This window comes from Flavitalea antarctica, assembly GCF_054461535.1.
Map to the genome: position 1 here is coordinate 13,522 of NZ_JBTLQG010000004.1, position 23,783 is coordinate 37,304.

The 23,783-nt window shown below is 44.4% G+C and carries 22 protein-coding genes and 1 tRNA gene; 13 read left to right on the plus strand and 10 right to left on the minus strand.

The window, feature by feature from the left end:
- Positions 1–67: 67 nt before the first annotated feature.
- The 6 genes from ACX0G7_RS05895 to ACX0G7_RS05920 all read left to right on the plus strand — a co-directional run bounded on the left by ACX0G7_RS05895 (position 68) and on the right by ACX0G7_RS05920 (position 5,867).
- Entirely contained in the window at positions 68–364 is a 297-nt protein-coding gene (locus ACX0G7_RS05895) for a cell division protein ZapA (protein ID WP_458922505.1), read from the plus strand.
- A 124-nt stretch (positions 365–488) separates the two neighbouring features.
- The gene (rny, locus tag ACX0G7_RS05900) at positions 489–2,054 is read left to right on the plus strand and encodes a ribonuclease Y (RefSeq protein WP_458922506.1); all 1,566 of its coding nucleotides are present in this window, start codon (positions 489–491) and stop codon (positions 2,052–2,054) included.
- Positions 2,055–2,126: 72 nt separating this feature from the next.
- A complete protein-coding gene (gene rplS, locus ACX0G7_RS05905; protein ID WP_458922507.1) occupies positions 2,127–2,504 on the plus strand; it encodes a 50S ribosomal protein L19 in 378 nt (125 codons plus the stop codon).
- A gap of 279 nt (positions 2,505–2,783) precedes the next feature.
- Positions 2,784–3,026, plus strand: a complete 243-nt coding sequence (locus ACX0G7_RS05910; protein WP_458922508.1) for a Sec-independent protein translocase subunit TatA/TatB — start codon at positions 2,784–2,786, stop codon at positions 3,024–3,026.
- 81 nt (positions 3,027–3,107) lie between these two features.
- A complete protein-coding gene (gene gatA, locus ACX0G7_RS05915) occupies positions 3,108–4,565 on the plus strand; it encodes an Asp-tRNA(Asn)/Glu-tRNA(Gln) amidotransferase subunit GatA (protein ID WP_458922509.1) in 1,458 nt (485 codons plus the stop codon).
- A gap of 138 nt (positions 4,566–4,703) precedes the next feature.
- Positions 4,704–5,867 carry a lytic transglycosylase domain-containing protein gene (locus tag ACX0G7_RS05920; RefSeq protein ID WP_458922510.1) on the plus strand — a complete coding sequence of 388 codons (1,164 nt, stop codon included), beginning with the start codon at positions 4,704–4,706 and terminating at the stop codon, positions 5,865–5,867.
- A 65-nt stretch (positions 5,868–5,932) separates the two neighbouring features.
- Here ACX0G7_RS05920 and ACX0G7_RS05925 read toward each other — a convergent pair whose 3' ends face one another.
- The 4 genes from ACX0G7_RS05925 to ACX0G7_RS05940 all read right to left on the minus strand — a co-directional run bounded on the left by ACX0G7_RS05925 (position 5,933) and on the right by ACX0G7_RS05940 (position 11,599).
- Positions 5,933–7,240: an anthranilate synthase component I family protein gene (locus tag ACX0G7_RS05925; RefSeq protein ID WP_458922511.1), complete on the minus strand. Its 1,308-nt coding sequence runs from the start codon at positions 7,238–7,240 to the stop codon at positions 5,933–5,935.
- A gap of 81 nt (positions 7,241–7,321) precedes the next feature.
- On the minus strand, positions 7,322–7,783 hold the full coding sequence (locus ACX0G7_RS05930) for a hypothetical protein (protein ID WP_458922512.1): 462 nt from the start codon (positions 7,781–7,783) through the stop codon (positions 7,322–7,324).
- 224 nt (positions 7,784–8,007) lie between these two features.
- Complete coding sequence (locus ACX0G7_RS05935) at positions 8,008–9,273, minus strand: adenylosuccinate synthase (RefSeq protein ID WP_458922513.1); 1,266 nt, start codon at positions 9,271–9,273, stop codon at positions 8,008–8,010.
- A gap of 85 nt (positions 9,274–9,358) precedes the next feature.
- Positions 9,359–11,599, minus strand: coding sequence for a RelA/SpoT family protein (locus tag ACX0G7_RS05940; protein ID WP_458922514.1), 2,241 nt, complete (start codon positions 11,597–11,599; stop codon positions 9,359–9,361).
- A gap of 219 nt (positions 11,600–11,818) precedes the next feature.
- Here ACX0G7_RS05940 and ACX0G7_RS05945 point away from each other — a divergent pair.
- From ACX0G7_RS05945 to ACX0G7_RS05975, 7 genes are all read left to right on the plus strand, one after another.
- A tRNA-Leu gene (locus ACX0G7_RS05945) sits at positions 11,819–11,900 on the plus strand.
- 62 nt (positions 11,901–11,962) lie between these two features.
- The gene (locus tag ACX0G7_RS05950) at positions 11,963–12,784 is read left to right on the plus strand and encodes a universal stress protein (protein WP_458922515.1); all 822 of its coding nucleotides are present in this window, start codon (positions 11,963–11,965) and stop codon (positions 12,782–12,784) included.
- A gap of 133 nt (positions 12,785–12,917) precedes the next feature.
- On the plus strand, positions 12,918–14,297 hold the full coding sequence (gene tig, locus ACX0G7_RS05955) for a trigger factor (RefSeq protein ID WP_458922516.1): 1,380 nt from the start codon (positions 12,918–12,920) through the stop codon (positions 14,295–14,297).
- Between the two features lie 209 nt (positions 14,298–14,506).
- Positions 14,507–15,199 carry a ClpP family protease gene (locus ACX0G7_RS05960; RefSeq protein ID WP_458922517.1) on the plus strand — a complete coding sequence of 231 codons (693 nt, stop codon included), beginning with the start codon at positions 14,507–14,509 and terminating at the stop codon, positions 15,197–15,199.
- A gap of 31 nt (positions 15,200–15,230) precedes the next feature.
- On the plus strand, positions 15,231–15,884 hold the full coding sequence (locus ACX0G7_RS05965; protein ID WP_458922518.1) for a ClpP family protease: 654 nt from the start codon (positions 15,231–15,233) through the stop codon (positions 15,882–15,884).
- A gap of 105 nt (positions 15,885–15,989) precedes the next feature.
- A complete protein-coding gene (gene clpX, locus ACX0G7_RS05970) occupies positions 15,990–17,228 on the plus strand; it encodes an ATP-dependent Clp protease ATP-binding subunit ClpX (RefSeq protein ID WP_458922519.1) in 1,239 nt (412 codons plus the stop codon).
- 177 nt (positions 17,229–17,405) lie between these two features.
- The gene (locus tag ACX0G7_RS05975) at positions 17,406–17,579 is read left to right on the plus strand and encodes a hypothetical protein (RefSeq protein WP_458922520.1); all 174 of its coding nucleotides are present in this window, start codon (positions 17,406–17,408) and stop codon (positions 17,577–17,579) included.
- A 240-nt stretch (positions 17,580–17,819) separates the two neighbouring features.
- Here ACX0G7_RS05975 and ACX0G7_RS05980 read toward each other — a convergent pair whose 3' ends face one another.
- From ACX0G7_RS05980 to porX, 6 genes are all read right to left on the minus strand, one after another.
- The gene (locus tag ACX0G7_RS05980) at positions 17,820–18,962 is read right to left on the minus strand and encodes an acyl-CoA dehydrogenase family protein (protein WP_458922521.1); all 1,143 of its coding nucleotides are present in this window, start codon (positions 18,960–18,962) and stop codon (positions 17,820–17,822) included.
- Positions 18,963–19,125: 163 nt separating this feature from the next.
- Positions 19,126–19,320 (minus strand): hypothetical protein, encoded by a 195-nt coding sequence (locus ACX0G7_RS05985; protein WP_458922522.1) that lies wholly within the window; start codon positions 19,318–19,320, stop codon positions 19,126–19,128.
- 141 nt (positions 19,321–19,461) lie between these two features.
- On the minus strand, positions 19,462–20,655 hold the full coding sequence (locus tag ACX0G7_RS05990) for a ComEA family DNA-binding protein (protein ID WP_458922523.1): 1,194 nt from the start codon (positions 20,653–20,655) through the stop codon (positions 19,462–19,464).
- Positions 20,656–21,037: 382 nt separating this feature from the next.
- The gene (locus tag ACX0G7_RS05995; protein WP_458922524.1) at positions 21,038–21,814 is read right to left on the minus strand and encodes an MBL fold metallo-hydrolase; all 777 of its coding nucleotides are present in this window, start codon (positions 21,812–21,814) and stop codon (positions 21,038–21,040) included.
- Positions 21,815–21,824: 10 nt separating this feature from the next.
- The gene (locus ACX0G7_RS06000; protein WP_458922525.1) at positions 21,825–22,100 is read right to left on the minus strand and encodes a hypothetical protein; all 276 of its coding nucleotides are present in this window, start codon (positions 22,098–22,100) and stop codon (positions 21,825–21,827) included.
- Positions 22,101–22,212: 112 nt separating this feature from the next.
- The gene (gene porX / locus ACX0G7_RS06005) at positions 22,213–23,769 is read right to left on the minus strand and encodes a T9SS response regulator signal transducer PorX (protein WP_458922526.1); all 1,557 of its coding nucleotides are present in this window, start codon (positions 23,767–23,769) and stop codon (positions 22,213–22,215) included.
- Positions 23,770–23,783: the final 14 nt, after the last annotated feature.

Sequence of the window (23,783 nt, forward strand, 5' to 3'; positions counted from 1 at the left end):
AACTGTCCAAATAAGCCGTGACACTTATATGGACTAAATTTAATCAAAGGTTTTCAAAATTGCAAGCATGGACACACTGATTCCTATTAATATTATTATTGCGGACCGTAGTTACCGGATAAAAATCGAACCTGCGGATGAAGAAGTCGTCCGGAAAACGATAAAGCTGATCAATGACAAAATCATTGAATATAAAAACCAGTTTGCCGGCAAGGATATGCAGGATTATATTTCCATGGTAATACTATGGTATGCGACCGATATGAAACAGCGTGGCGCCGGCGAAGCAGCCATCCGGGAAATTTCCACCAGCTTCAACCTTCTCGAATCTATGCTCGACAAAGCTTTAGAGAAAAAAAGCTAGTTACTCATAATTCATAATTCATAACTCTTTTTCAGTATTTTCGCAAATTCCCTCTCGTTCTACTTGAATCACAACAGATAACGAGCGCTGAATATGAAAGAACAATCTAAATTATTTGTACAAAATGGAACCAAACACATTGACCTATATAGTTGGCATAGTGGCACTCATTGCCGGCATTATAGCCGGTAAGCTCATTTTCGCCAAAAATACACAGGCAAAAATCAACGAAGCAGAGTCAGAAGCATCAAGAATTATCGCAGACGCAAAAACAAACGCAGAGAATCAGAAAAATCAGAAAATGCTGGAGGCCAAGGAGAAGTTCCTTCAGCTGAAATCAGATTATGATAAAGATGTCCTTGAAAGAAACCGCAAACTGGGCGATGCGGAGAACCGGATGCGTCAGAAAGAGCAGACGACCAGCCAGAAACTCGAGCAGCTGGAAAAACAGATAAAAGAAAATGACGCCATCAAGGAAACGCTCAACCGGCAGATCGAGGTGGTCAACCTGAAAAGGACCGAACTGGAGAAACACCAGGAGGAACATATGCGGAGGCTGGAGAAAATTGCCGGGCTCACGGCTGAGGAAGCCAAGGCGCAGCTGATCGAGGGACTCAAACACGAGGCTCATACGCAGGCAATTGCCATTCAACAGGAAATTGTTGATGACGCCAAACAAAAAGCCAACAAGGAAGCAAGAAAGATCATCATTCAGTCCATACAGCGTACCGCTGCCGAACAGGCCATAGAGAACTCGATAACGGTTTTCAACCTTGAAAGTGACGAGATCAAAGGACAGATCATCGGCCGGGAAGGAAGGAACATCCGGGCGATCGAGGCTGCTACAGGTGTTGATCTTATTGTTGATGATACCCCGGAGGCAATTATTCTTTCTTCATTCGATCCGCTGAGACGTGAAATTGCCCGTCTGAGTCTGACCAGGCTGGTAACGGATGGCCGTATCCACCCTGCGCGCATTGAAGAAGTGGTTGAAAAAACACGCCGCCAGATCGAAGAACAGGTGATGGAAATAGGCGAAAGAACAGTTATTGAGCTTGGCATTCACGGCCTGCATAAGGACCTTGTCAGGATCGTCGGCAAGATGCGGTTCAGGTCATCTTATGGCCAGAACCTCCTGATGCACAGCCGGGAAGTTGCTAATCTCTGTGCTATAATGGCCTCTGAACTCGGCATGAATCCAAAACTGGCAAAACGTGCAGGGCTTTTGCATGATATTGGCAAGGTGCCGGATGAGGAAACTGAATTGAGCCACGCGTTGCTCGGCGCTAAGCTGGCTGAGAAATACGGTGAAAATCCGGCGGTCATCAATGCAATCGGTGCGCACCACGATGAAATGGAAATGCAGTATGTTATCTCACCGATCGTCCAGGCCTGCGATGCCATCAGTGGTGCACGTCCGGGAGCGCGGAGAGAGATTATGCAGCAGTACCTGCAACGCATCAAGGATCTGGAGAATCTGGCCATGGCCTATCCGGGGGTTGAAAAAGCATACGCTATCCAGGCCGGTCGGGAGTTACGTGTAATTGTGGAGTCAGAAAAAGTGAGTGATGCAGATTCTGACAGACTTTCATTTGAAATAGCCCAGAAGATACAGAATGAGATGACCTTTCCGGGCCAGATCAAGGTGACCGTGATCAGGGAGAAGCGCGCAGTGAATGTTGCCAGGTAAAAAAAGCTTGCAATATCTGACGAATTTTAATTTTTTTAATTACCTTTGCCTCCCTTAAAAAAAGTGAATGTTATGAGTACCGCAGTCCAATTTGTACACGAACAGTTAATGGGCCAGAAAGAATTTCCAAAATTCAAAGCTGGTGACAATATAACTGTCAACTATAAAATCGTCGAAGGTGGCAAAGAGCGTATCCAGAGTTTCCGCGGCGATGTTATCAAACGCCAGGGCACTGCGCATACTGCTACTTTCACAGTGAGAAAGATTTCTGATAGTATCGGTGTTGAAAGAACTTTCCCTATTTATTCACCTAATATCGATTCTATCGAGGTAAATAAATCAGGCCGTGTTCGCAGGGCTAAATTGTTCTTCCAGAGAAGCCGTAGCGGTAAGAGCGCCCGTATCCAGGAGAAAAGAAGAGCTGTTGCAACTGTGCCTGCCAAATCTTAATTGCCGGCAACAACATAATTCTGAGGGCAGGATCAAACACGATCCTGCCCTTTTTTATGGTTTTTATAACTAAAATCCAGCGCAAACCGTACTAAGACATCCTATCTTCAACCGTCAGTTCCCTGAACACACCGATCCCTTACCTTACAATAATAGTTTTATAGTACCGTTCATCTTTATTGACTTCATTTGGCAATTAGCGAATTCAATAAGCGTTATTAGATCGCAAAAAGCTGTAATTTCGTAACTGTATCTATACTTAATAAAAAAATCAGTATCATGTCTATCTTAAATTCCAACTTCCTGATGATCTCAATGCCCGGCGGTACTGAGTGGATCCTCATTGTATTAGCTGTGTTAATTCTCTTTGGTGGTCGCAAAATACCTGAGTTTATGAGAGGTATTGGTCGTGGTATCCGTGAGTTCAATGACGCGAAAACCAATGTAAAGAAAGAGATCGAAGAAGGTATGACTGAAAAAGAAAAACAAACTACGTCTACTTCTTCTCCATCTCAGAACTAATTCTTTTGTTACCTTCGCGGGCACCGGTTAGCAGCTGATAAATTCTTAGTTATCTGCAATTTAACCTGCCGGTCTTGTGCGGTGAAATTCGAATCGATCTCAAAATATCATACGGAATTGTTGAATGGTACTACCACCTGCGTGGGTACTGTTCAACATTTTTTATTTCAGGCTGAGTCTAAGAAACATCTGAACGCTTTTGTTGAGGTGTACGCGCAGGAAGCGCTCGACCGTGCCGCCTTCCTTGACCAGGAAATTGCCGGGAAAAAACCTTTCCGCAGGTTACACGGGGTTGTCATCGCCCTCAAAGATGTGATCTGTTACAAAGATCACAGAGTCACTGCTGCTTCAAAGATCCTCGACGGTTTTACTTCTATTTATAGCGCCACGGCGGTAACAAAGTTGCTCGAAGAAGGGGCTATTATTATAGGTAATACCAACTGTGATGAATTTGCCATGGGATCCACGAACGAAAACTCGTGCTACGGCCGGGTGCTTAATGCCATGGATGAAAGCCGGGTTCCCGGGGGCTCGTCCGGCGGTTCCGCCGTTGCCGTACAGGCCGGTCTGTGCATGGTAAGCCTGGGCAGTGACACCGGTGGATCAGTACGCCAGCCAGCAGACTTTTGCGGAATCGTAGGCCTGAAACCAACCTATGGAGCAATCTCCCGCTACGGGTTGATCGCTTATGCCTCGTCTTTCGATCAGATCGGCATTTTCGCAAACAATATACCGGATACCGCCCTGGTGCTGGACGTAATTTCCGGACCCGATGACTTTGACAGTACAGCCTCACCAGAGAAGATTAACGCCGACCCGGCACTCGTGATCAAATCCCCAGGGAAGCCACTTCGCATTGCTTATTTTGATGAAGCATTGAACAGCAGCGCTTTAGACCCTGAAATTAAAACAGCGATCTTCGGACTTATCAATAGGTTGAAAGCAGATGGACACGACGTGCAACCGGTTAATTTTGAATACCTTGACTACATCGTGCCGGCTTATTATGTGTTGACAACGGCCGAAGCCTCCTCCAACTTATCCAGGTTCGACGGAATCAAGTACGGATTCCGCAATGTGGATAAAAACAATGATTTAACGGACCTTTATAAAAAGACCAGATCTGATGGTTTTGGCAGAGAAGTAAAGAGGCGGATCATGCTCGGAACCTTCGTGCTCAGCGCCGGGTATTTCGACGCCTATTTCACCAAAGCCCAACAGGTGAGACAATTATTGGTGCAGAAAACCGATTTGGTTTTCAACGAGTTTGACGTTTTACTTCTACCAACCTCCCCCACAACTGCATTTTCAGCCGGCGAGAAAACCGACGATCCCATCGCGATGTACCTGGCTGACATATTTACAGTTTTTTCCAATCTAACAGGACTTCCCGGAATCTCACTCCCGCTTTTTTGGCACAGTAATGGCTTACCATTTGGCGTACAAGCTATGACAAACCGATTTTGCGAATTATCTTTACTGCAGCTGTCACACCAATGGATGCAGTTATACAGAGAAACCGGTAATGAAAGACCCTAACCATTCGACCCCGGTTTTTTACCATCTGTACTGATATTCCACCAATTATCCTATGCATTTCTTCCCAATAGTCCTGTAAGAAATCATCCCTTTAATCCATACCTGAGCGTCGGCATTGTTGAGCAAATTAAAATGATGATGAAACAAAAATTATTTCTGCTCGCCATTTTGTGCATTGGAACGCTGAACCTCGTATCTGCGAACGACGGAGAAAAAAAGAAGACTACCACGTCTTCAAAAACAACCGTTAAAAAGAAAGCAACTACAGGAACAAAGCGACCGGCAAAAAAAGTATCAGAGAAAACACCCGCTGTAAAAACTATTATCCTCAGGGATACTATACAGTCGCCTGGTAAATTTGATACAACTACTAATACAGAAGGCTTCGAAGATCTTTTCGAGCAAGATACAAAAGCCGGAATACTATTAAATGCCAAGGCTGTTGAGTTCGTAGAAGATTATATGGAGAAAAACTCCGATGATCTTTTGGCTATGAAGTCTTCATGTACGCCTTATTTCAAAACTATTGAGGGCATACTTTCACAGTACGGATTACCAGTTGAGTTAAAATATCTTGCCTTTATAGAATCACAGCTTAAGATTAAAGCTAAATCATGGGCAGGAGCTGTCGGTCCATGGCAATTGATGCCGGTTACCGCCCGCGAACTCGGTCTGACCGTTAACAAAACAAGGGATGACAGGTACGATTACAAAAAGAGTACCCATGCCGCTTCGAAATACCTGATTGACCTTTACAAAGAATTTGGCGACTGGTTACTGGTTATCGCTGCTTATAATGGCGGTCCGGGTAATGTTTACAGTGCCATCCGGAAAAGTGGTGGAAGCCGTAACTTCTGGAAATTACAGAATTTCCTTCCGGCCGAATCCAGAACACATGTCAAAAAATTTATCGGAACTCATTATATTTTTGAAGGCTCAGGGGGTGTAACAACACTCACTAACGCAGAAGCAAAAAAACAAATCGGGGTAACAGCCACTTATTTACTGAACAGGAAACTTACCAGTAAAGAGAAAGCAAACGCAAAAACGCTGATCGTCTCCGGTAAGTATCGCTCTGAAATGATCTCGAAAAACATCATGATGAGCCACGAAGATTTCCTTCGATACAATCCTGAATTCGACAAAAAAATGTCCAGCAGCGACAACGCCTATGAACTGAAGTTGCCTGCCGATAAAATGGAACTATTTAACGCCAACAAGTATAACATCCTGAATGATTCAGTTCAGTCAATGATGAATTCCAATACGGTTATGACTGTAAGGACTGACGCAGGACAATAACCTTCAAACTCTTAAGACAATCAACAGGGAATCATAATAATTTATGGTTCCCTTTTTTTATCGCCTTACCTAAGGATACTCCGTATCGCGGCTACTTTTAGCAGGCATTCTTCATATTCTGATTCGGGGTCGCTGTAAAACGTGATGCCTGAACCGGCAGGAAACGATAGATACCCGGTGCTTTGATTATATATCAGGCTCCGGATTACCACATTCAAGTCAAAGTCTTTTTCAGGGCTGATATATCCTATGGCCCCGGAGAATATGCCCCTTTTCGAACGCTCATATCTTTCGATCAGCTTTAGTACCATCTGCTTCGGAGCTCCCGTCATGGATCCCATCGGAAAAGTGGCCCGGATAACTTCAAGCCAGTCCATATCAGACTTTAATTCGCCACTTACAGTGGAAATCATCTGGTAAACCTGTGGGAACGTATAAACGCCGAACAACTCGTCTACCTTAACTGAACCTTCAACGCATATTCTTGACAGATCATTACGCACTAGATCGACCACCATAACGTTTTCAGACCTGTCCTTGGCACTTACGGACAGGCGTTGCCGGTTGGCAGCATCATCGTCAGTATCGTTAAGTGGGCGCTTGAGGGTGCCTTTAATGGGTTGCGAGATAACCCTGGTCCCTTCTTTTTTAAGGTATCGTTCCGGGCTCGCACAAATCAGGTACTTATCATCAAGTTTATAAAACGCAGAAAACGGGTTTGGAGACAAACGGTTCAGTCTCAGAAACACCTCGACAGGGTTCATTGAAATATTGTCAGCATAGAATTCCTGGCAAAAATTGATCTCGTAACAGTCCCCCCGAAGGATATGTTGCTTAAGCAGATTGATCGTGTGCAGGTATTCATCTTTTGAGTAGCGCTCGCGGATATCGAAACCCGCATTCAACTCCTGACCTGTTACGGCTTCATCCCTGGTTCCCGGCAAATGGATATTGATTATCTCATTGTAGGCAGAATGAGTAGCGTCGCCGATGGTACCTATCCGCATACTGTTTGCCGTTAGCTCTACAACTATCTCGGGAACAAAAAAAAACAAGTCGGGAAAACTGATCCTGTCGGGATGCGAAGAAGTTAACTGTTCGGTCTCATTTTTCAGATCATAACCAAGATGCCCGAAGATCCAGTCCTGGTGTAAATTGCCAAACTCCTGGAGTTGAGCCAGGGCGTTCCCGCTGCTGGCCGTTAACGAATGCATTGCCCCTGCTCCGACAAGGCATTCTATTTTATGATGGCCGGAATCATAGCCATTGTTATCCAAAAAACAACAAATGTTGAACCGGTTGGCCCAGTTCAACATTTGTAATTTTGTGTTGTCGAAATCCTGAATAGGATATGAAACGAAATTTCTGTTCACTTAGTTAATTGGAACGCTGCAAAATATTCAACCAGGTACTCATTACCACGAAATCATTTACGATTACCTGCAGCGTGATGATCAGTAGTCATCGTCATCATCATCAAAGCCACGGTCATTGAAGAGGTCAAGATCTTTGAATTCTTCATCTACGCTAAGATCATCGTCGTCATCCCCCTTGCCAGCTTTCTTACCGGCGCCGGTGCCACCTGTTTTCTTAACCTTTGATTTAGGCAGATCAAACTCCTCAAAATCGGGATCCCAGTTTTCTTCTTCCTCCGGCTTTTCCCAATCATCTGGTTCATCTGCTGCATCGTCATCATCGTCGTCATCAGCGTCCTCATCCTTCTTTTTTGCAGTAGTGCCTTTTGCAGATTTTTTGGCGCCTGCCTTAGGAGTGTCCAACTCTTCATCGTCACCCAAATCATCATCCTCCTCATCCTCATTTACTTTCTTCGCCTTGGATGCATCTTTCTTAGGAGTTTCCTTAGAAGACTTTGGTGCACCGCCGGTCTTTTTGTCTTTGTCAGATTTTGTGGCCATAGTCTGGTAAGATTTTACCGGGGGTTAATGATTTTTCAATTAATTGATTAAAATTGGATCAGTGGAAAAGCCCGGGTTTCTTTTGTTAGGATCCAATTGCAATAATAAGATTACTGTAAAATTTCAGCGAAGTTTTTAATTCGCCAAACTTTTTTTTAAAAATTTTTAAGCGGTAATTTTTTAAAGAAAACACCTGTTTATTTCAATAATTTTCTCTAATCAAGTTAGTGAATTTTTATTAATTGATCCCTGCCTGGACCGTTCGATATAAAGTGAATATTTACTCCAAGGTAGTTATTAATGAAGTCAACATACTGAGACATTTCACCAGGTAATTCTGTAGCCGATTTCAGAGCTGTGATGTCTTTGTTCCAACCTTTGAAAGATTGAAGTTCCGGTTCAATTTTAAGCCTGGTCATCTGGAAAGGTACTTCTTTGGTCTGGCTGCCATTGATATTATACGCAGTGCACACTTTCAGGTCTTCAAAAGCATCCAGAACGTCGGCCTTTGTCATAACCAGTTTAGTGACCCCATTGATCATGCAGGCGAAGTTAAGCGCTACCAGGTCTATCCAACCGCATCTGCGTGGTCTGCCGGTTGTTGCTCCGAACTCAGCCCCGATCTTCCTTAATTCTTCACCGGTGGCGTCATGTAGTTCTGTGGGGAAGGGTCCACCACCAACCCTGGTGCAATAGGCCTTGGTTACTCCGATTACGTCTTTAATGTGTTGTGGAGCGATTCCCAGGCCTGTACAAACTCCGGCTGAGATGGTATTGGATGAAGTAACATATGGAAATGTTCCGAAGTCAACGTCAAGCATAGAGCCCTGCGCCCCTTCTGCCAACACTCGTTTTCCCTGCCTGATTTTTTCATTGATAAAATACTCTCCGTTTACAATTTTGAATTCTTTCATAAATTCAACGGCTTCGAAAAATTCTTCTTCCCAGGCTGAAATATCCTCATGGAAATTCATGCTGTCAAGCAGTTTCTGATGTTTCAGCCTGAGCTTGATATACTGCGTTGTAAAAGTTTTGTCGAACAGATCACCTACCCTTAAACCATTACGGCCGGTTTTATCCATATAGGCGGGGCCTATACCTTTGAGTGTTGACCCGATCTTTTCACTTCCCTTTATTAATTCTGAAGCTTTATCAAGTGCCCTGTGCGTTGGAAGGATAACATGGGTACGCTGAGCGATATATAAATTCTTACTATAGTTGACGCCGAACGCCTTAACGGCTTCACATTCCCTTTTCAGGGTTACCGGGTCAAGGACCACTCCGTTGCCGATCAGGTTAATGGTATTTTCGTGGAAGATGCCTGAAGGTATCTGGTGAAGAACAATTTTTTTGTCGTTCACGTATAAAGTATGACCCGCATTTGGTCCGCCCTGGAATCGTGCAATAACATCGTACTGGGGCGCAAAGAAATCCACAATCTTGCCTTTGCCTTCATCGCCCCATTGAAGACCTAATAATACATCAACCATTGATTTGCTTTTAAGTTTTGCTTGAAGAGCGGCAAAAATAGGTAGATTAGGTTAATATGCGGAAGGCATTTTGAGCTGTAGCTTATTATGGGGATTCTGTATCATAACGGTCAACCGTTTCGATACCAGGAAGTTTTTTCAGTCTTACCACGAGCTCATCAAGCTCTTCCTTATCATGCACATAAATCCTGACATTTCCAAAAAAGAGGCCCTCTTTGGCTTCGATGGTCATTGCATTGATATTGATCTTCAGTTCACCGGAGATAAGGTTAGTAATTTTATGGATCACGCCCACATCATCAAGCCCAACGATCTTAAGACCCGTGAGGAAGGATATTTCTTTGTTTTTCGCCCATTTGGTTTTAACCACGCGGTGGCCATAATTTGCCATTAGTTTCGCCGCATTCGGGCAATTGGTACGGTGAATGGTCAGCCCTTTACCGGTGGTTACAAACCCGAATACATCGTCTCCGGGAATCGGTTTGCAACAGTTTGCAAGATTGTACACGATGCGGTCGCTGCTTTCACCAAAGATGATCAGCTCTGCATCTTTTTTTGCCATTGCCGCCTGGGCCGCACTTTCCGTTTTTACTTCCTGGATCACTCTCACCGGTTTGGGAGGCTCAAGTTTGTCACCGAGAAGCTGGAACTCATGGAGTTCTTTCAGGTCGATCGTTTTTACCGAAATCTGGTAATAGAGGTCAAGTGGAGATGGTAGTTTATAGTAGGCAGTAAGTATGTCTACATTATGCTGCGTGTAGGCTGCACCGAAATTCTCCAGCTTTTTCTGCAACATGTATTTACCGTCATCTGCAACTTTTCGTTTTTCTTCTTTTAGTGAATCTTTGATCTTGGTTTTCGCCTTTGCAGTTACAACCAGTTTCAACCAGTCTTCATTCGGCTTTTGTTTAGCTGAAGTGATAATCTCAACCTGGTCCCCGCTGCGAAGCTTGTGACTAATGGGCACCAGTTTGTGATTCAGTTTGGCACCAATACACTGCGAGCCGACCATCGTATGGATAGCAAATGCAAAGTCCAGTGCTGTTGAGCCAACCGGCAACATTTTTACATCTCCCTTAGGCGTATAAACATAGATCTCTTCCGCAAGAAAACTGGTCTTGAAATCCTGGAGAAAATCCACTGTATCGGTATCCGGGTTGTTAAGCATTTCCCGGATCTGGTGAAACCATTTATCAAACCGGCTTTCATCTGAGGTACCTTCTTTGTATTTCCAGTGTGCAGCAAGACCTTTCTCGGCAATCTCATTCATCCTCTTTGTCCTGATCTGTACTTCAACCCATTTTCCCTGGGGTCCCATCACCGTGGTATGCAGCGCTTCGTAGCCGTTTGCTTTTGGATTGCTCAGCCAGTCGCGCAGGCGTTCGGGAGCAGGGGTGTATTCATCAGTGATCAATGAGTAAACCTTCCAGCAATCTTCCTTTTCCCGTTCCTGCGGTGAATTCAGAATCACACGGATCGCAAACAGGTCATACACTTCTTCGAAGGCAACTCCTTTTTTGCGCATCTTGTTCCAGATAGAGTGTATGCTTTTCGGACGCCCGTAAAGTTCAAATTGGAAGTTGCCCTTTTCGAGTTTTTCCTTGATCGGTTTTACAAACTCATTGATATATCTTGATCTCTCTCTTTTGGTTTCAGCAAGTTTCCTGGCGATCTCTTTGTATTCTTCCGGCTCAAGATATTTCATGGAAAGATCTTCCATTTCCGTTTTTATATTATACAAGCCCATTCGGTGTGCGAGGGGTGCATATACATAAACGGTTTCCGAAGAAATCTTAAGCTGCTTCTCCCTTTTCATGCTGTCCATCGTCCGCATGTTATGCAGGCGATCTGCCAGTTTGATCAGGATAACCCTTGGATCATCAGTAAGGGTCAGTAATATTTTTTTGAAATTTTCTGCCTGCTGCGAAGCATTGACATCAATTACATTGGAGATTTTGGTGAGTCCGTCAACAATACGCGCAATTTCGGAGCCGAACTCGCGCTCTATATCTCTTAAGGTGATATCTGTGTCTTCAACGGTGTCATGCAGTAAAGCGCAGATGGTCGACCGCACACCAAGGCCAATTTCCTCGATACAGATCCGGGCTACGGCCAACGGATGAAGTATGTAGGGCTCACCGCTTTTACGGCGGGTGGTAACATGTGCTTCGGCTGCCATTTCAAATGCAACGCGCACAAGCTCCTTATCTCCGGGTTTTAATTTCGGCTTCAATCCGCGTAACATAGCCCGGTACTCACGCAAAATCAACTTCTTTTCCTGCTCTTCGTTCAGGTTATATTTGGGTATTGCAGCAACTGTATCCATTCATCCCTTCATAATTATTTTAAATTGTTCCCGCACGTGCGGGAGAAACTCCCTGTACACATCTCCAAGGGTGTCAAAATCCAACCTGGGTGTTTCATCTTATTATCTCTACGAATTTACAAAAAAGAAAGTGTTTTCTCTATTTCTATTAAAACTCCTACTTTTGCAAACCTTAAAGGAAAGGTTGACTGACTTTTAAGGTGGATCCGATTACAGATTGCGCATGTGGCGTAATTGGTAGCCGCGCCAGACTTAGGATCTGGTGGAGTGATCCGTGGGGGTTCGAGTCCCTCCATGCGCACAAACGGTCCCGCCAGGTAGCGGGACCGTTTTTATATTTGTAACTTTAGGAAAATTACGGTTATGGATACACTACTTGTTCCAATCGACTTTTCCCCTTCTTCAAGAACCGCGAGTATTTATGCTGCATCCCTTGCCAAGGCATACAAAGCAAAACTGATCCTCTTTCATGCCTACATGATGCCAACGCCGGTTACCGAGGTCCCGTACGTCATGATCTCCGTGAATGAACTTCAGACGGAAAACGAACAGATGATCCGCCGTGAAGCCGCTGAATTGCATGAAAATTTTGATATTGAGGTAGAGAGCCAGGTCCAGATCGGTATGCCCTCAGAAGAGATAACGCTGGCTGCCCAGGAGGCAAAAGCCGACCTGATCGTTATTGGCATGCGCGGTGCAGGAGGCCTTGACAATTTAATAGGAAACACATCGGCAAGTGTAGTAAGAAAAGCAAAGACACCCGTGTTGGTGGTACCGCATAACGCAGTGTTCAACCCCATAAAACAGATTGTTTATGCCAGCGATTTCAGTTATTCATTTTCTGCCAATCTTTTCCGCCCGATGCTGGACATAGCAGAAAAATTCCAGGGGCAGGTACATATCGTCCACATCAGGAAAGCCGGGATCAGCGAGAGCAGCGAGCGGGAACTTCTTTCGAAAAAGAACATTTCGGCTTTGCTCGGCACCGTCAACCACAGCTTTACAATTATCACCGACGAATCAATCACTCACGGCATCAACCACTACGTTGATGAACACGATATCCAGATGCTGGTAATGCTGGCCCATAAGCATACATTTTTTGAAAGATTATTCAATAAGATCCATACCGCCGAAATGGCCCATCAGACCAAAATCCCGCTGCTGGTGCTTCATGATGGCTGAAATCCCGGAAATTGCGAATGAACTCCCCGGAAATTGCCAGATAAAAGTTAAAATATTCGATCTGAAAATATTCAACTGTATTCTTACCTTTGCACCCCAAAATAAAATTTGGGACATTTTCAAATAAAAATATATGGCAACAGTAACAAGAGAGAATATTGGTCTGCTGAACGACAAAATCACAGTGAAAGTAGGCACCAATGATTATCTGCCTTCTTTTGAAAAAGCATTAAAAACTTACAGCAAATCTGCAAATATCCCGGGTTTCCGTAAAGGAATGGTTCCCGCCGGCATGATCAAAAAGATGCATGGCCCCGCTGTTTTTACCGAAGAGGTACTAAGAACCGTTGAGAAGGAACTTAATACCTACATGACGTCTGAAAAGCTGGAGATCTTTGCTCAACCCCTCCCACTTTCGGAGAACGATGCGCGCCAGATCGACATGAACAAACCGGACGAATACGCCTTTGCATTCGAAGTGGGTCTCAAACCGGAATTCCAGTTACCTGATCTGCGTTCTGAACCGCTTACCCGTTACAAGGTCATAGTGACAGACGAAATGATCAATGACGAGATCGAGCGTGTCCGCCTGAGAAATGGTAAAATGACCGACCCCGAATCAGTAACCGGTGATGAAAATGTCCTGAACCTGACCTTTACTGAAATTGACGCTGACGGAAATGAAGTAGAAGGCGGTATCAAAAAAGATAATTCGCTCCTTGTCAAATATTTCTCAGAAAGCTTCCGCCCTAACCTGATGGGAAAAAAGATTGGTGACACTGTCAATGTCCGGTTGTCTGAAGCGTTTGAGCCAAAAGAAAGAGAATGGATCATCAGTGACCTGGGCCTTGACAAAAATGATCCCGCAGCTGCTGAGCGCCGCTTCCGGCTCGATATAACAAAGGTTGGTCATGTAGAAAAGCCGGAACTCAACGAAGAATTTTTCAAAACCGCGTTCCCCGCGAAGAACATCCCTACTGAAGAAGAGTTCAGGGCAGAAATCAAGAAAGATATTGAGTCGTACTGGGAGACCCAGAGCCGCAATCACCTGCAGCATGAGATCTATCATGTGTTACTCGATCATACCAATATCGAGTTCCCTGAAAGCTTCCTGAAAAAATGGATGCAGACAAACGAGGAAAAGAAAAAAACTGAAGAAGAAGTTGAAGCGGAATTCCCCTCTTTTGTAAACCAGTTAAAATGGACCCTGATCATCGACAAGATCGTTCGTGAAAATAAGATAGAAGTTCTCCCTGAAGATCTGAAGGCCTTCGCTAAACAGCAGCTTTTTGGTTACATGGGTATGAATGCGGGAGATGCAGAACAACCATGGATCACGGAATATGTTAACAAAATGATGCAGGATAAGAAATTTGTTGAAGATGCTTATCATCGTATCCAGACCGACAAGGTGTTCAGTTTCGCTGATCAGCAAGTGAATGCAGCGGAGCAGGAGATCAGCGTTGATGATTTCGCTAAAGAAACTGCTAAACATCAGCATCACCAGCATTGATCATTTAATTCTCCGGTACCCGGCCTCGTTAGCGGCTACAGTACAGGAATAAAGTTACCGGCATGAATGCAAGTCTTTTGGCTGCTTTTCATGCCGGTTTCGTTTAGACGAACGCCAATTTGTCCGTTTTTTTATTTTGCATGGTATTTGGTTTCCTACAATGGCTTAAATTGCCGGTCACAATTAAAATTACTCATTAACAATATCATATGCATTTAGGAAAAGAATTTGAAAACTACGCGGTTAAACACCGCGGGATCTCCAGTAATACATTGAACGATTACAACAAGCACATGATCACGAACCTGACTCCTAATATCATTGAGGAAAGACCAATGAATATTGCGGTTATGGATGTGTATAGCCGTTTGATGATGGACCGCATTATCTTCCTCGGATACCCGATCAACGATGAAGTTGCGAACATCGTCACTGCCCAGTTGTTGTTCCTTGACAGCACAGATCGCCAGCGCGACATTCAGATGTATATAAACAGCCCCGGTGGCAGCGTTTATTCAGGCCTCGGTGTATACGACACGATGCAATATGTAACTCCTGATGTCTCTACCATCTGTATTGGTATGGCTGCCTCTATGGGTGCAGTTCTGCTGACCGCAGGTGCATCTGGTAAAAGAACTGCGCTTAAGCATAGCCGTGTGATGCTCCATCAGCCTAGTGGTGCCATAGGCGGACAGGCCAGCGATATTGAGATCACTGTTGCCGAGATAAAAAAGATCAAAAAAAATCTGTACGATATTATTTCCAACCATACGGGTAAGTCGCTCAAACAGGTTGAGAAGGATTGCGACCGTGATTACTGGCTTACATCTGAAGAAGCAAAAGAATACGGCCTCGTAGATGAAGTACTGGTAACAAACCCAAGAAAGGATAGAAAAGATTAATCCCCTTATTAAAATTATCAAAGAAAAAATTATGATTATTAATCCAGGATATTTATTGAAACCACTGGTCAGTGAAAACGGAGATGATGATGATGAGCCGGAAGAAAAACCGGTAAAAGATAAAGGAGCCGAAGCGGCCATGTATGCCAAGAAACTCGAAAAGTACTTTTTTCAAAACCGCGCCGTGTATTTATGGGGTGTGGTAGATGATAAATCGGCAAAAGATGTTACCACAAAACTTTTGCTGCTGGATGCAGATAAGCCCGGTGAAGAGATCAAGTTTTTTATCAACAGCCCGGGAGGCGTGGTGACCAGTGGAATGGTGATCTACGATACAATGCGGATGCTGAAGAGTCCTGTAAGTACCATTTGCATGGGCCTTGCGGCTTCTATGGGTTCCATCCTGCTCAGCGGCGGTGTGAAAGGCAAAAGGTTCATATTTCCGCATGGGGAAGTGATGATCCACCAACCGAGCCTGGGTGGTTATATCCAGGGCGTTTCCGTTGACCTGGAAATCCAGGCGAAACAAACAAAACGTGTCAAAGAAATAGGTGCCAGGATACTTGCTGCAAACTGCGGTAAAAAGCCAGAGCAGATCATGAAGGACTTCGACCGGGATTACTGGATGGACGCAAAGGAGGCGATTGATTACGGCATTGTGGATCAGCTAGTTGAGAAATTATAAAAGAATTATAAAAGGCCGGTTTTTCGCCGGCCTTTATCAAGATATCCAGAGAAATTGGTAGTATAATCCAATTTGTTGGATACCTTTGCAATCAGACTGAATAAAATGGCAAAAACAACATTACATTGTTCCTTTTGTGGCCGGAGCCGGGATGAAGTGAAGATCCTGATCGCCGGGCAGGAAGGTCATATTTGTGAGAACTGTGTTGAACACGCGAGGGAAATCATCGAGCAGGAGCTGATGATCCGGAACGATAATTCAACATCAGCCTCCCAGTTCAAGCTCAATGTAAAGAAACCAGTAGAGGTTAAACGTTTCCTGGATGAATACATTATCGGGCAGGACGAAGCTAAACGCGTGCTTGCAGTAGCAGTTTATAATCATTACAAAAGGTTGCAGCAAAAACCTGCTGACAATGACATCGAAATAGAAAAGAGCAATATCGTGATGGTGGGTGAAACCGGTACCGGTAAAACCCTGCTTGCAAAGACCATCGCTAAATTGCTGAACGTTCCATTCGCTATCGTGGATGCTACCGTATTCACCGAAGCCGGTTATGTTGGTGAAGATGTCGAAAGCATACTCACCAGGCTTCTGCAGGTTTGCAATTACGATGTTACCGCTGCCGAAAGAGGTATAGTTTACATCGATGAGATTGATAAGATTGCCCGCAAAGGCGACAATCCTTCAATTACCCGCGATGTAAGTGGTGAAGGAGTACAACAAGGCCTGCTAAAATTACTGGAAGGCACTGATGTACTTGTGCCGCCACAGGGTGGGCGTAAACATCCGGAGCAGAAGCTGATAAAGATAAACACACAAAATATACTTTTCATCTGCGGTGGGGCATTCGATGGAATTGACAAGGTTATCGCCCGCAGGGTGAATACCAATTCAATCGGGTTCAACGTGAATAAGGAACTGCAGGACAACATGAAGAAAAACCTGCTTCAGTATATCAACGCAACCGATCTTAAAAGTTTTGGATTGATACCCGAATTGTTGGGTCGTTTGCCGGTGGTTACGCACCTGAACCCGCTGGATAAATCAACCCTTCGTTCAATTCTTACAGAACCAAAAAACGCGCTGTACAAGCAGTATCGTAAACTGTTCGAACTGGAAGGTATACAGTTAACCATTGAAGAAGAAGTGCTCGACTTCATGGTCAGCAAGGCACTCGAGTATAAGCTCGGAGCGAGGGGCCTCAGAAGCATTTGTGAAAGCATCCTCACCGATGCCATGTTTGAAATGCCTTCAACCAAACAGACGGCTTTCAATGTAAACATCCAGTACGCACGTGACAAATTTGATCACAGCAAGATGAGCCTTCTGAAGGTAGCCTGATGAGCAATGCTGTTATCTGAGTCCAATTTCCTGTTCTTTAGGTCCAGTTTATTTAGTCAATATAAATTACACTTTCCTTAGCGATATAATCTAATTTAGAAACCGGGTTTTGCCCGGTTTTTGTTTGCGCTCATTTTGCGATATTAAACAGTTTTCAAACCCATCAATCATCTCACCATGCAGGATCTTGTAGAACGTTTAAAAGCAGCTGGCTTATCAGAAGAACAGGCCTATGCAGCGATCGGAATTGTAAAGGATTTCACCAAGGAAAAATTTCCGATGTTTTCCGGCGCAATCGATAAGCTGTTCGATAAATACAGTCCAAAGGAAGATAAAGACTTCCTGGATTAACGATACTTTCCGGACAGATAAGCGTGATTCAAACATACTCTATTCCGGGGTTAATGGCGACTTACCCGTAGAGGGCGTTCATAGTGCAAGAGGTGTTATAAACAAAAGGCCCCCGAAAATCCACGGAGGCCAAGATGACAAGCAATCATCTTCACATAAAAATATTTAGTCTAACGCTTCCGAATGATTTAGTCTTTCAACACTTCCGGATTATTCAGTCTGTCAACACTTGCGAATGCTTTAGTCTTTCAACACTTCCCTGGCGATGACCAGTTTTTGAATTTCAGAAGTGCCTTCACCTATCGTGCAAAGTTTACTGTCGCGATAAAATTTTTCAACCGGGAAATCCTTGGTATAGCCGTAGCCACCAAAAACCTGTACAGCCTCATTTGACACCTTTACTGCTACTTCGCTGGCATAATACTTTGCCATTGCGGCTTCTTTTGTCATCTGTTCACCCCGGTTCTTGAGATCACAGGCCTGCATGGTCAACAACTCAGCTGCCATGATCTCTGTAGCCATATCCGCAAGCTTGAAAGAGATGCCCTGGAAATTCGAGATCGGCTGATCAAACTGGTATCGCTCTTTCGAATACTTTATGGCTGCATCATAAGCCCCTTTCGCGATGCCTAGTGACAAAGCTGCAATTGATATCCGACCGCCATCCAGGATCTTCAATGATTGTTTGAACCCTGCTCCTACCTCACCAAGCCGGTTACTATCCGGAATTGTGCAATTATCAAAGATCATTTCTGCCGTCTCACTGGCCCTCATCCCTAGTTTATTCTCTTTTTTTCCACCAGCGAAACCGTTAGTGCCTTTCTCTACCACGAATGCCGTCGCATTATTCTTGCTTCTTGGCTCACCGGTTCTTGCTATTACGACCGCAACATTACAGGAAATACCATGCGTTATCCAGCATTTGGTTCCGTTCAATACCCAGTTTTCGCCTTCGCGAACAGCTGTGGTTTTCATGTTCCCTGCATCACTCCCGGTTCCCGGTTCAGTTAAGCCCCAGGCACCGAGCCATTCGCCGGAGGCCAGTTTTGGCAACCACCTCCTCTTTTGATCCTGGTTACCAAAGTTCAGGATATGACCTGTACATAAAGAATTATGCGCAGCAACACTTAGTCCGATTGATCCGCAAACGCGGGCAACCTCCTGTATAACGTTTACATATTCAAAATAACTCAGGCCTGCCCCTCCATATTCTTCAGGGACCAATACACCCATTAAACCCAGCTTACCCATCTCACGAAGAACGTCAACAGGAAGTTCCTGTGCTTCATCCCATTTCATCACATGGGGCCTTATATACTGATTAGCGAAATCACGGGTACTCTGAGCCACTTGCTGGGTCAGCTCTGAAGACTGAAAATTCATACTTTGATAATGATTAAAGGCAAGCAATCGTTGATAGGCTGGTGCAATTCGTTAACACCCGTATCCGCTAACTAAACCCGTTAACGGCCCATGCAATCTAAGAATTTCTGCCGATAAATGCTAACAAATGTTAGTTTTTATTTTGATCTTTTGCATCCATCAGTTAGTGGGTAACTATTTGTCTGGCAAACCGGTCAATGTTGTCAGGCACTTCTCTAAACATCGTTATTTTATTTATTGATTCGATGTCTTTTGATATTGTGTCGAGCCTGCTGTCTACAGCATCAAACCTGGAATTGATATTGAATTGCAGCTCAGAAACCAGGCGTTTCAATTCGTTCATGTCGCCCCGACTCATAATTGAATGCTTAGGTAGGTAGCGCAGCTAAAGTATTAAAAAAATATTATACGTCAGTACTAAGCCATTGCCGAAACTATTTTGCCGGGCATTTCGCTAACATAATGGCTCCCCGACTTATATATAGTAGCGGTATTTTACTCAAAGCGTTAAATAATGAGAGATCCGGTTAAACAATTCCGAGGTAATTGATACTACCTGTTTAAGGTCATCGATTTCTTTGAAACTACCGTGTTGCGAACGATAGTCAACGATTGCCCTGGGGAGTGGTGGTCTGAAGTATGGGTGCTGCCCGAGCAATTGAGGGGTCGCCTCATTCACATTTATTTTGCGGACCCCGGCCACCAGGCTAAGAAAAGGAAAAATCTTTTCATAAACACTGTCCTGTAAACCATAAACTTCCCCGACCTGTTCAATGGAATAAAAACCTCCGAGGCGATCGCGGTATTTGATGATCCGTTGACTTAGTACCGGGCCGATTCCAGGCAGGGAACTCCAGGCGATACTATCCGCTGTGTTGATGTCGATAATTCGGGAGATCTTTCGTGGATAAGATTTGTGATCATCAACCGGTTTTCCCGGATTATACGGTTGCTTTCCTTCAGCTGGTTCGTTGAAGCTGCCTTCTATCGATTCCTTGATCCGCCCGGTCTGCGATTCCTGATTGCGGATTTTTACAAAGGGTAATAACCTCTTCTTGTCGTGCTCCGATAACCCATAGATGCGCAGAAGATCTTCCGCTTTCCGGAACCTTCCGCCTTTGGACCTGTATCTATCAATGGTAGCTGCTGTCCTTTCGCTCACTCCCAACCGGACCCAGCCAGCTGTTGTGATGGCATTCGGATCAAAATCAAACATCACCACGTTTTGCTTTTTTGATCCATATTTTTGTTTTTCTGACCTGTAATTGTTCCTGTTTTTTGTATTATCGGCAGCATTATTATCCGCATAATCATTATCCGAGTCACCGATATCAGAATCACCGTTATCCGGATATTCTCTCTTGTCGGAATATTCCCTCTTTTCTGCATACTCCCTTTGGTCCGCATAACCACGGTTATGCCAGGAGTCATTCGTTGGTGATTGCCTGTTCCCGTACTCGCCGCGCCGTTCACGATAGGCGGAGTCGGTACCATTCCGGTAATCATCACCCGCATCAAGCACTTTTATCTGGTCATTGAAGCGTTGAAGCATTGTACTATCCACTTCCCGGATATCATCCGGGCTATAAAATGCCGGGGCGACTGCCGTTGCGATGACGATTGTGATCAGAACCAGGACTCCCGTACGCTCTTTTTTACTGAATGTGAAGTATTCTTTTATAGTCTCGCGCATATGCAAAACTGCGACTTTGGCTGCTCCAGGCAATGAGAAAAACAACCGAAATAAATGTGGAATCCAACGTCGATTATTGACAACTACAACCACAATTAATGAGGACTACAACCCAATCATTGAGAACAACAACCACAATCAATGAGAACAACAAAAATCACGATGAATGAAGATCACCCGGGATATAAAAGAAAATGATGGCTCAGACCATCAATGATAATAATCGCCTCAATCAACGATAACAACAGCCCCAATCAACCACAACAACAGCCTCAATCAACCACAATAACAGCCTCAATCAACCACAATAACAACCATGATCAATGAGAACAACGAACACGATAAAGAAGAAGCTGCACCAGCATATAGAAGAAATACCGGCTTACACCACTACCTGCAGCATGTCATAAGCAAGCGAAATTCCGGAAGGCAATTCAACACATACTTCTGCATGTTTTCCCATCTGGTGACTCATGTGTGTGAACCACACCTGCGGGATGTCTAACTCGCGGGCGAGGTCAACACCTTCCTGCAAAGAGAAATGAGAAATGTGTTTTTGTTTTCTCAGGGTATTTAACACAAGGACCTCCGATCCCCTGATCTTTTGTTTCTCAGATTCCTCGATCCGGTTAGCATCCGTTATATAAGTGAACCTTCCAAAACGATAGCCCAGCACCGGCATTTTGAGATGCCAGACCTGTATCGGTATCACCGGTATATCGCCCAGTACAAAAGGGTCAAGTGCTATAGAATTGAGTTGTATCTCCGGCACACCGGGATAACGTGTATCCTTAAACGCATATGGAAACTCCCTGATCAATACCTGCTGGGTCATCTCATCCGAGTAAACGGGCATGGGCTGACCCGAAAAAAAATTATAGGCACGCACATCATCCAGGCCTGCAACATGATCTTTATGGGAATGCGTGTAAACGATCGCATCAAGATGTTTTACATCTGCCCTCAACATCTGGTAACGAAAATCCGGTCCTGAATCCACTACAATTGTTGTATGTGGCGATCTGATGAGAATGCTGGATCTGAGTCGCTTGTCTTTTTTGTCTGTTGATCTGCACACCTCACAATCGCATCCAATCATGGGTACGCCCCCGCTGGTGCCGGTGCCTAGAAATGTTATTGTAAGAGGTGGGATATTCATCTGCTATTTGTCAGCTCAGGCTCTCGGGCTTGCGGTTCATCACTTCAAGATAAAGCTTCCTGGTTTCAGGAGTAAAGTTTTCGGTATCGATAGCTAACTGGGGAATTATATCAAACAAGGTATTGATACGCCCTTCAGTCTGCAAAAACTTATTAAGCACTACTACTTTTTTGTCTTCAAGAATACAATAACCGCTCTGAAAAGTACCTCTTTCATATCGAACCACATAGGAGGCCTCATCAAGTATCTTTTCAATTTTATCCAGCGTGTTCTGCGTGTATTTCATTCGTTCATTGATTAAATGATCTCTCTCAGGCGGCAAATTTAAATGAAAAATAGCGGCTGGCGGACCATATTATCCACATCCCAGCCGCTATAACACTAATCCGATCGCCCGGTTACCGGTTACTCATCCGGATCACGGGAACTATCATTTCTTCCAGGCTCAATCCACCGTGCTGGAAACTGTTTTTATAATAATTGACGTAATAATTGTAGTTGTTCGGATAACAGAGAAACACATCTTCCCTGGCGAAAATATAGGAAGAATTGACGGTCGGTACCGGAAGGCCGGCCTCTTTGGGATCCCGGAACGCCAATACCTGTTTCGGCTCGTAATTCAGGTTTCTGCCATGTTTGTAACGCAGGTTGGTTGTCGTTTGTTTGTCACCGATCACTTTGGTCGGGGTCTTCACCCTCACGCTGCCATGATCCGTTGCGAGAATTATATTGATCTTTTTATCTGCGACTTTCTTAAGGGCCTGGTGCAGGGGTGAGTGCTCGAACCAGCTCCTGGTAACCGACCGGTAACTGATCTCGTCACCTGCCAGTTCTTTCAGCACTTCCATCTCAGTACGGGCATGACTCATCATATCCACGAAATTGTAAACGATCACATTCAGATCATTTCCCAGCAGGTTATGCATATTGTTGACCAGGTCCTGTCCTGCCTGGTAGTTAACCACCTTGGTATAAGAAAACTTTATATCTTCTCTTTTCAGTCTTTTCAGTTGAGCACGAAAGAAATCTTCCTCGTTCAGGTTTTTGCCGCCATCATCTTCATCGTTTTTCCATAGCTGTGGAAACTGCTTTTCGATCTCGACCGGTAACAGCCCGGCAAAGATTGCATTACGTGCATACTGCGTTGCCGTGGGAAGAATACTGTAAAAAGTATCTTCTTCATGTATGCGGAAATTATCTGAAAAGATCGGCTGTATGGCTTTCCACTGATCGAACCGGAGATTATCAAGCAGCACAAAAAACGTTGGTACGCCCTTTTCAACATGGGGCAGCACCTTAAATTTAAAAAGCGTATTTGACATGATTGGCCCGCTGTCGCCTTTCGGATTCACCCACTTTGCATAATTCTTCGAAACAAACTTGAAGAATTCTGTATTGGCCTCGCTCTTTTGCGATTGCAATACTTCCTGCATTTCAGGGCTATCGCTTTTTTCCATTTCAAGCTCCCAATAGATCAGCTTTTTATAGATTTCCATCCACTCATTGTGATCAGGGTTACTGTTCAGTGCCATAAACAAATTACGGAACTGTTGCTGGTAAGCGGTGGTTGTTCTTTCGGCCACCAGCCTCCGGTTATCAATGATCTTTTTCAGGCTTAACAGTACCTGGTTCGGATTCACGGGTTTGATCAGGTAATCACTTATCTGCGAACCAATGGCATCATCCATCAGGTTTTCCGTTTCATTTTTAGTGATCAGCACAACCGGGATCTGCTGATTCACTTCTTTTATTTTTGCTAATGTTTCAAGTCCTGTTATACCCGGCATGGTTTCATCCATCAGCACCACATCAACCGGGTTGATCTTTACATAATCTACGGCGTCAAATCCATTTGTCAGCGCATTCACTTCATAACCCTTATTACGCAGAAACATTATCTGCGACTGCAAGCTCTCAATTTCGTCATCTACCCAAAGTATCTTTCCTAATGCCATAATAAAATTTAAAT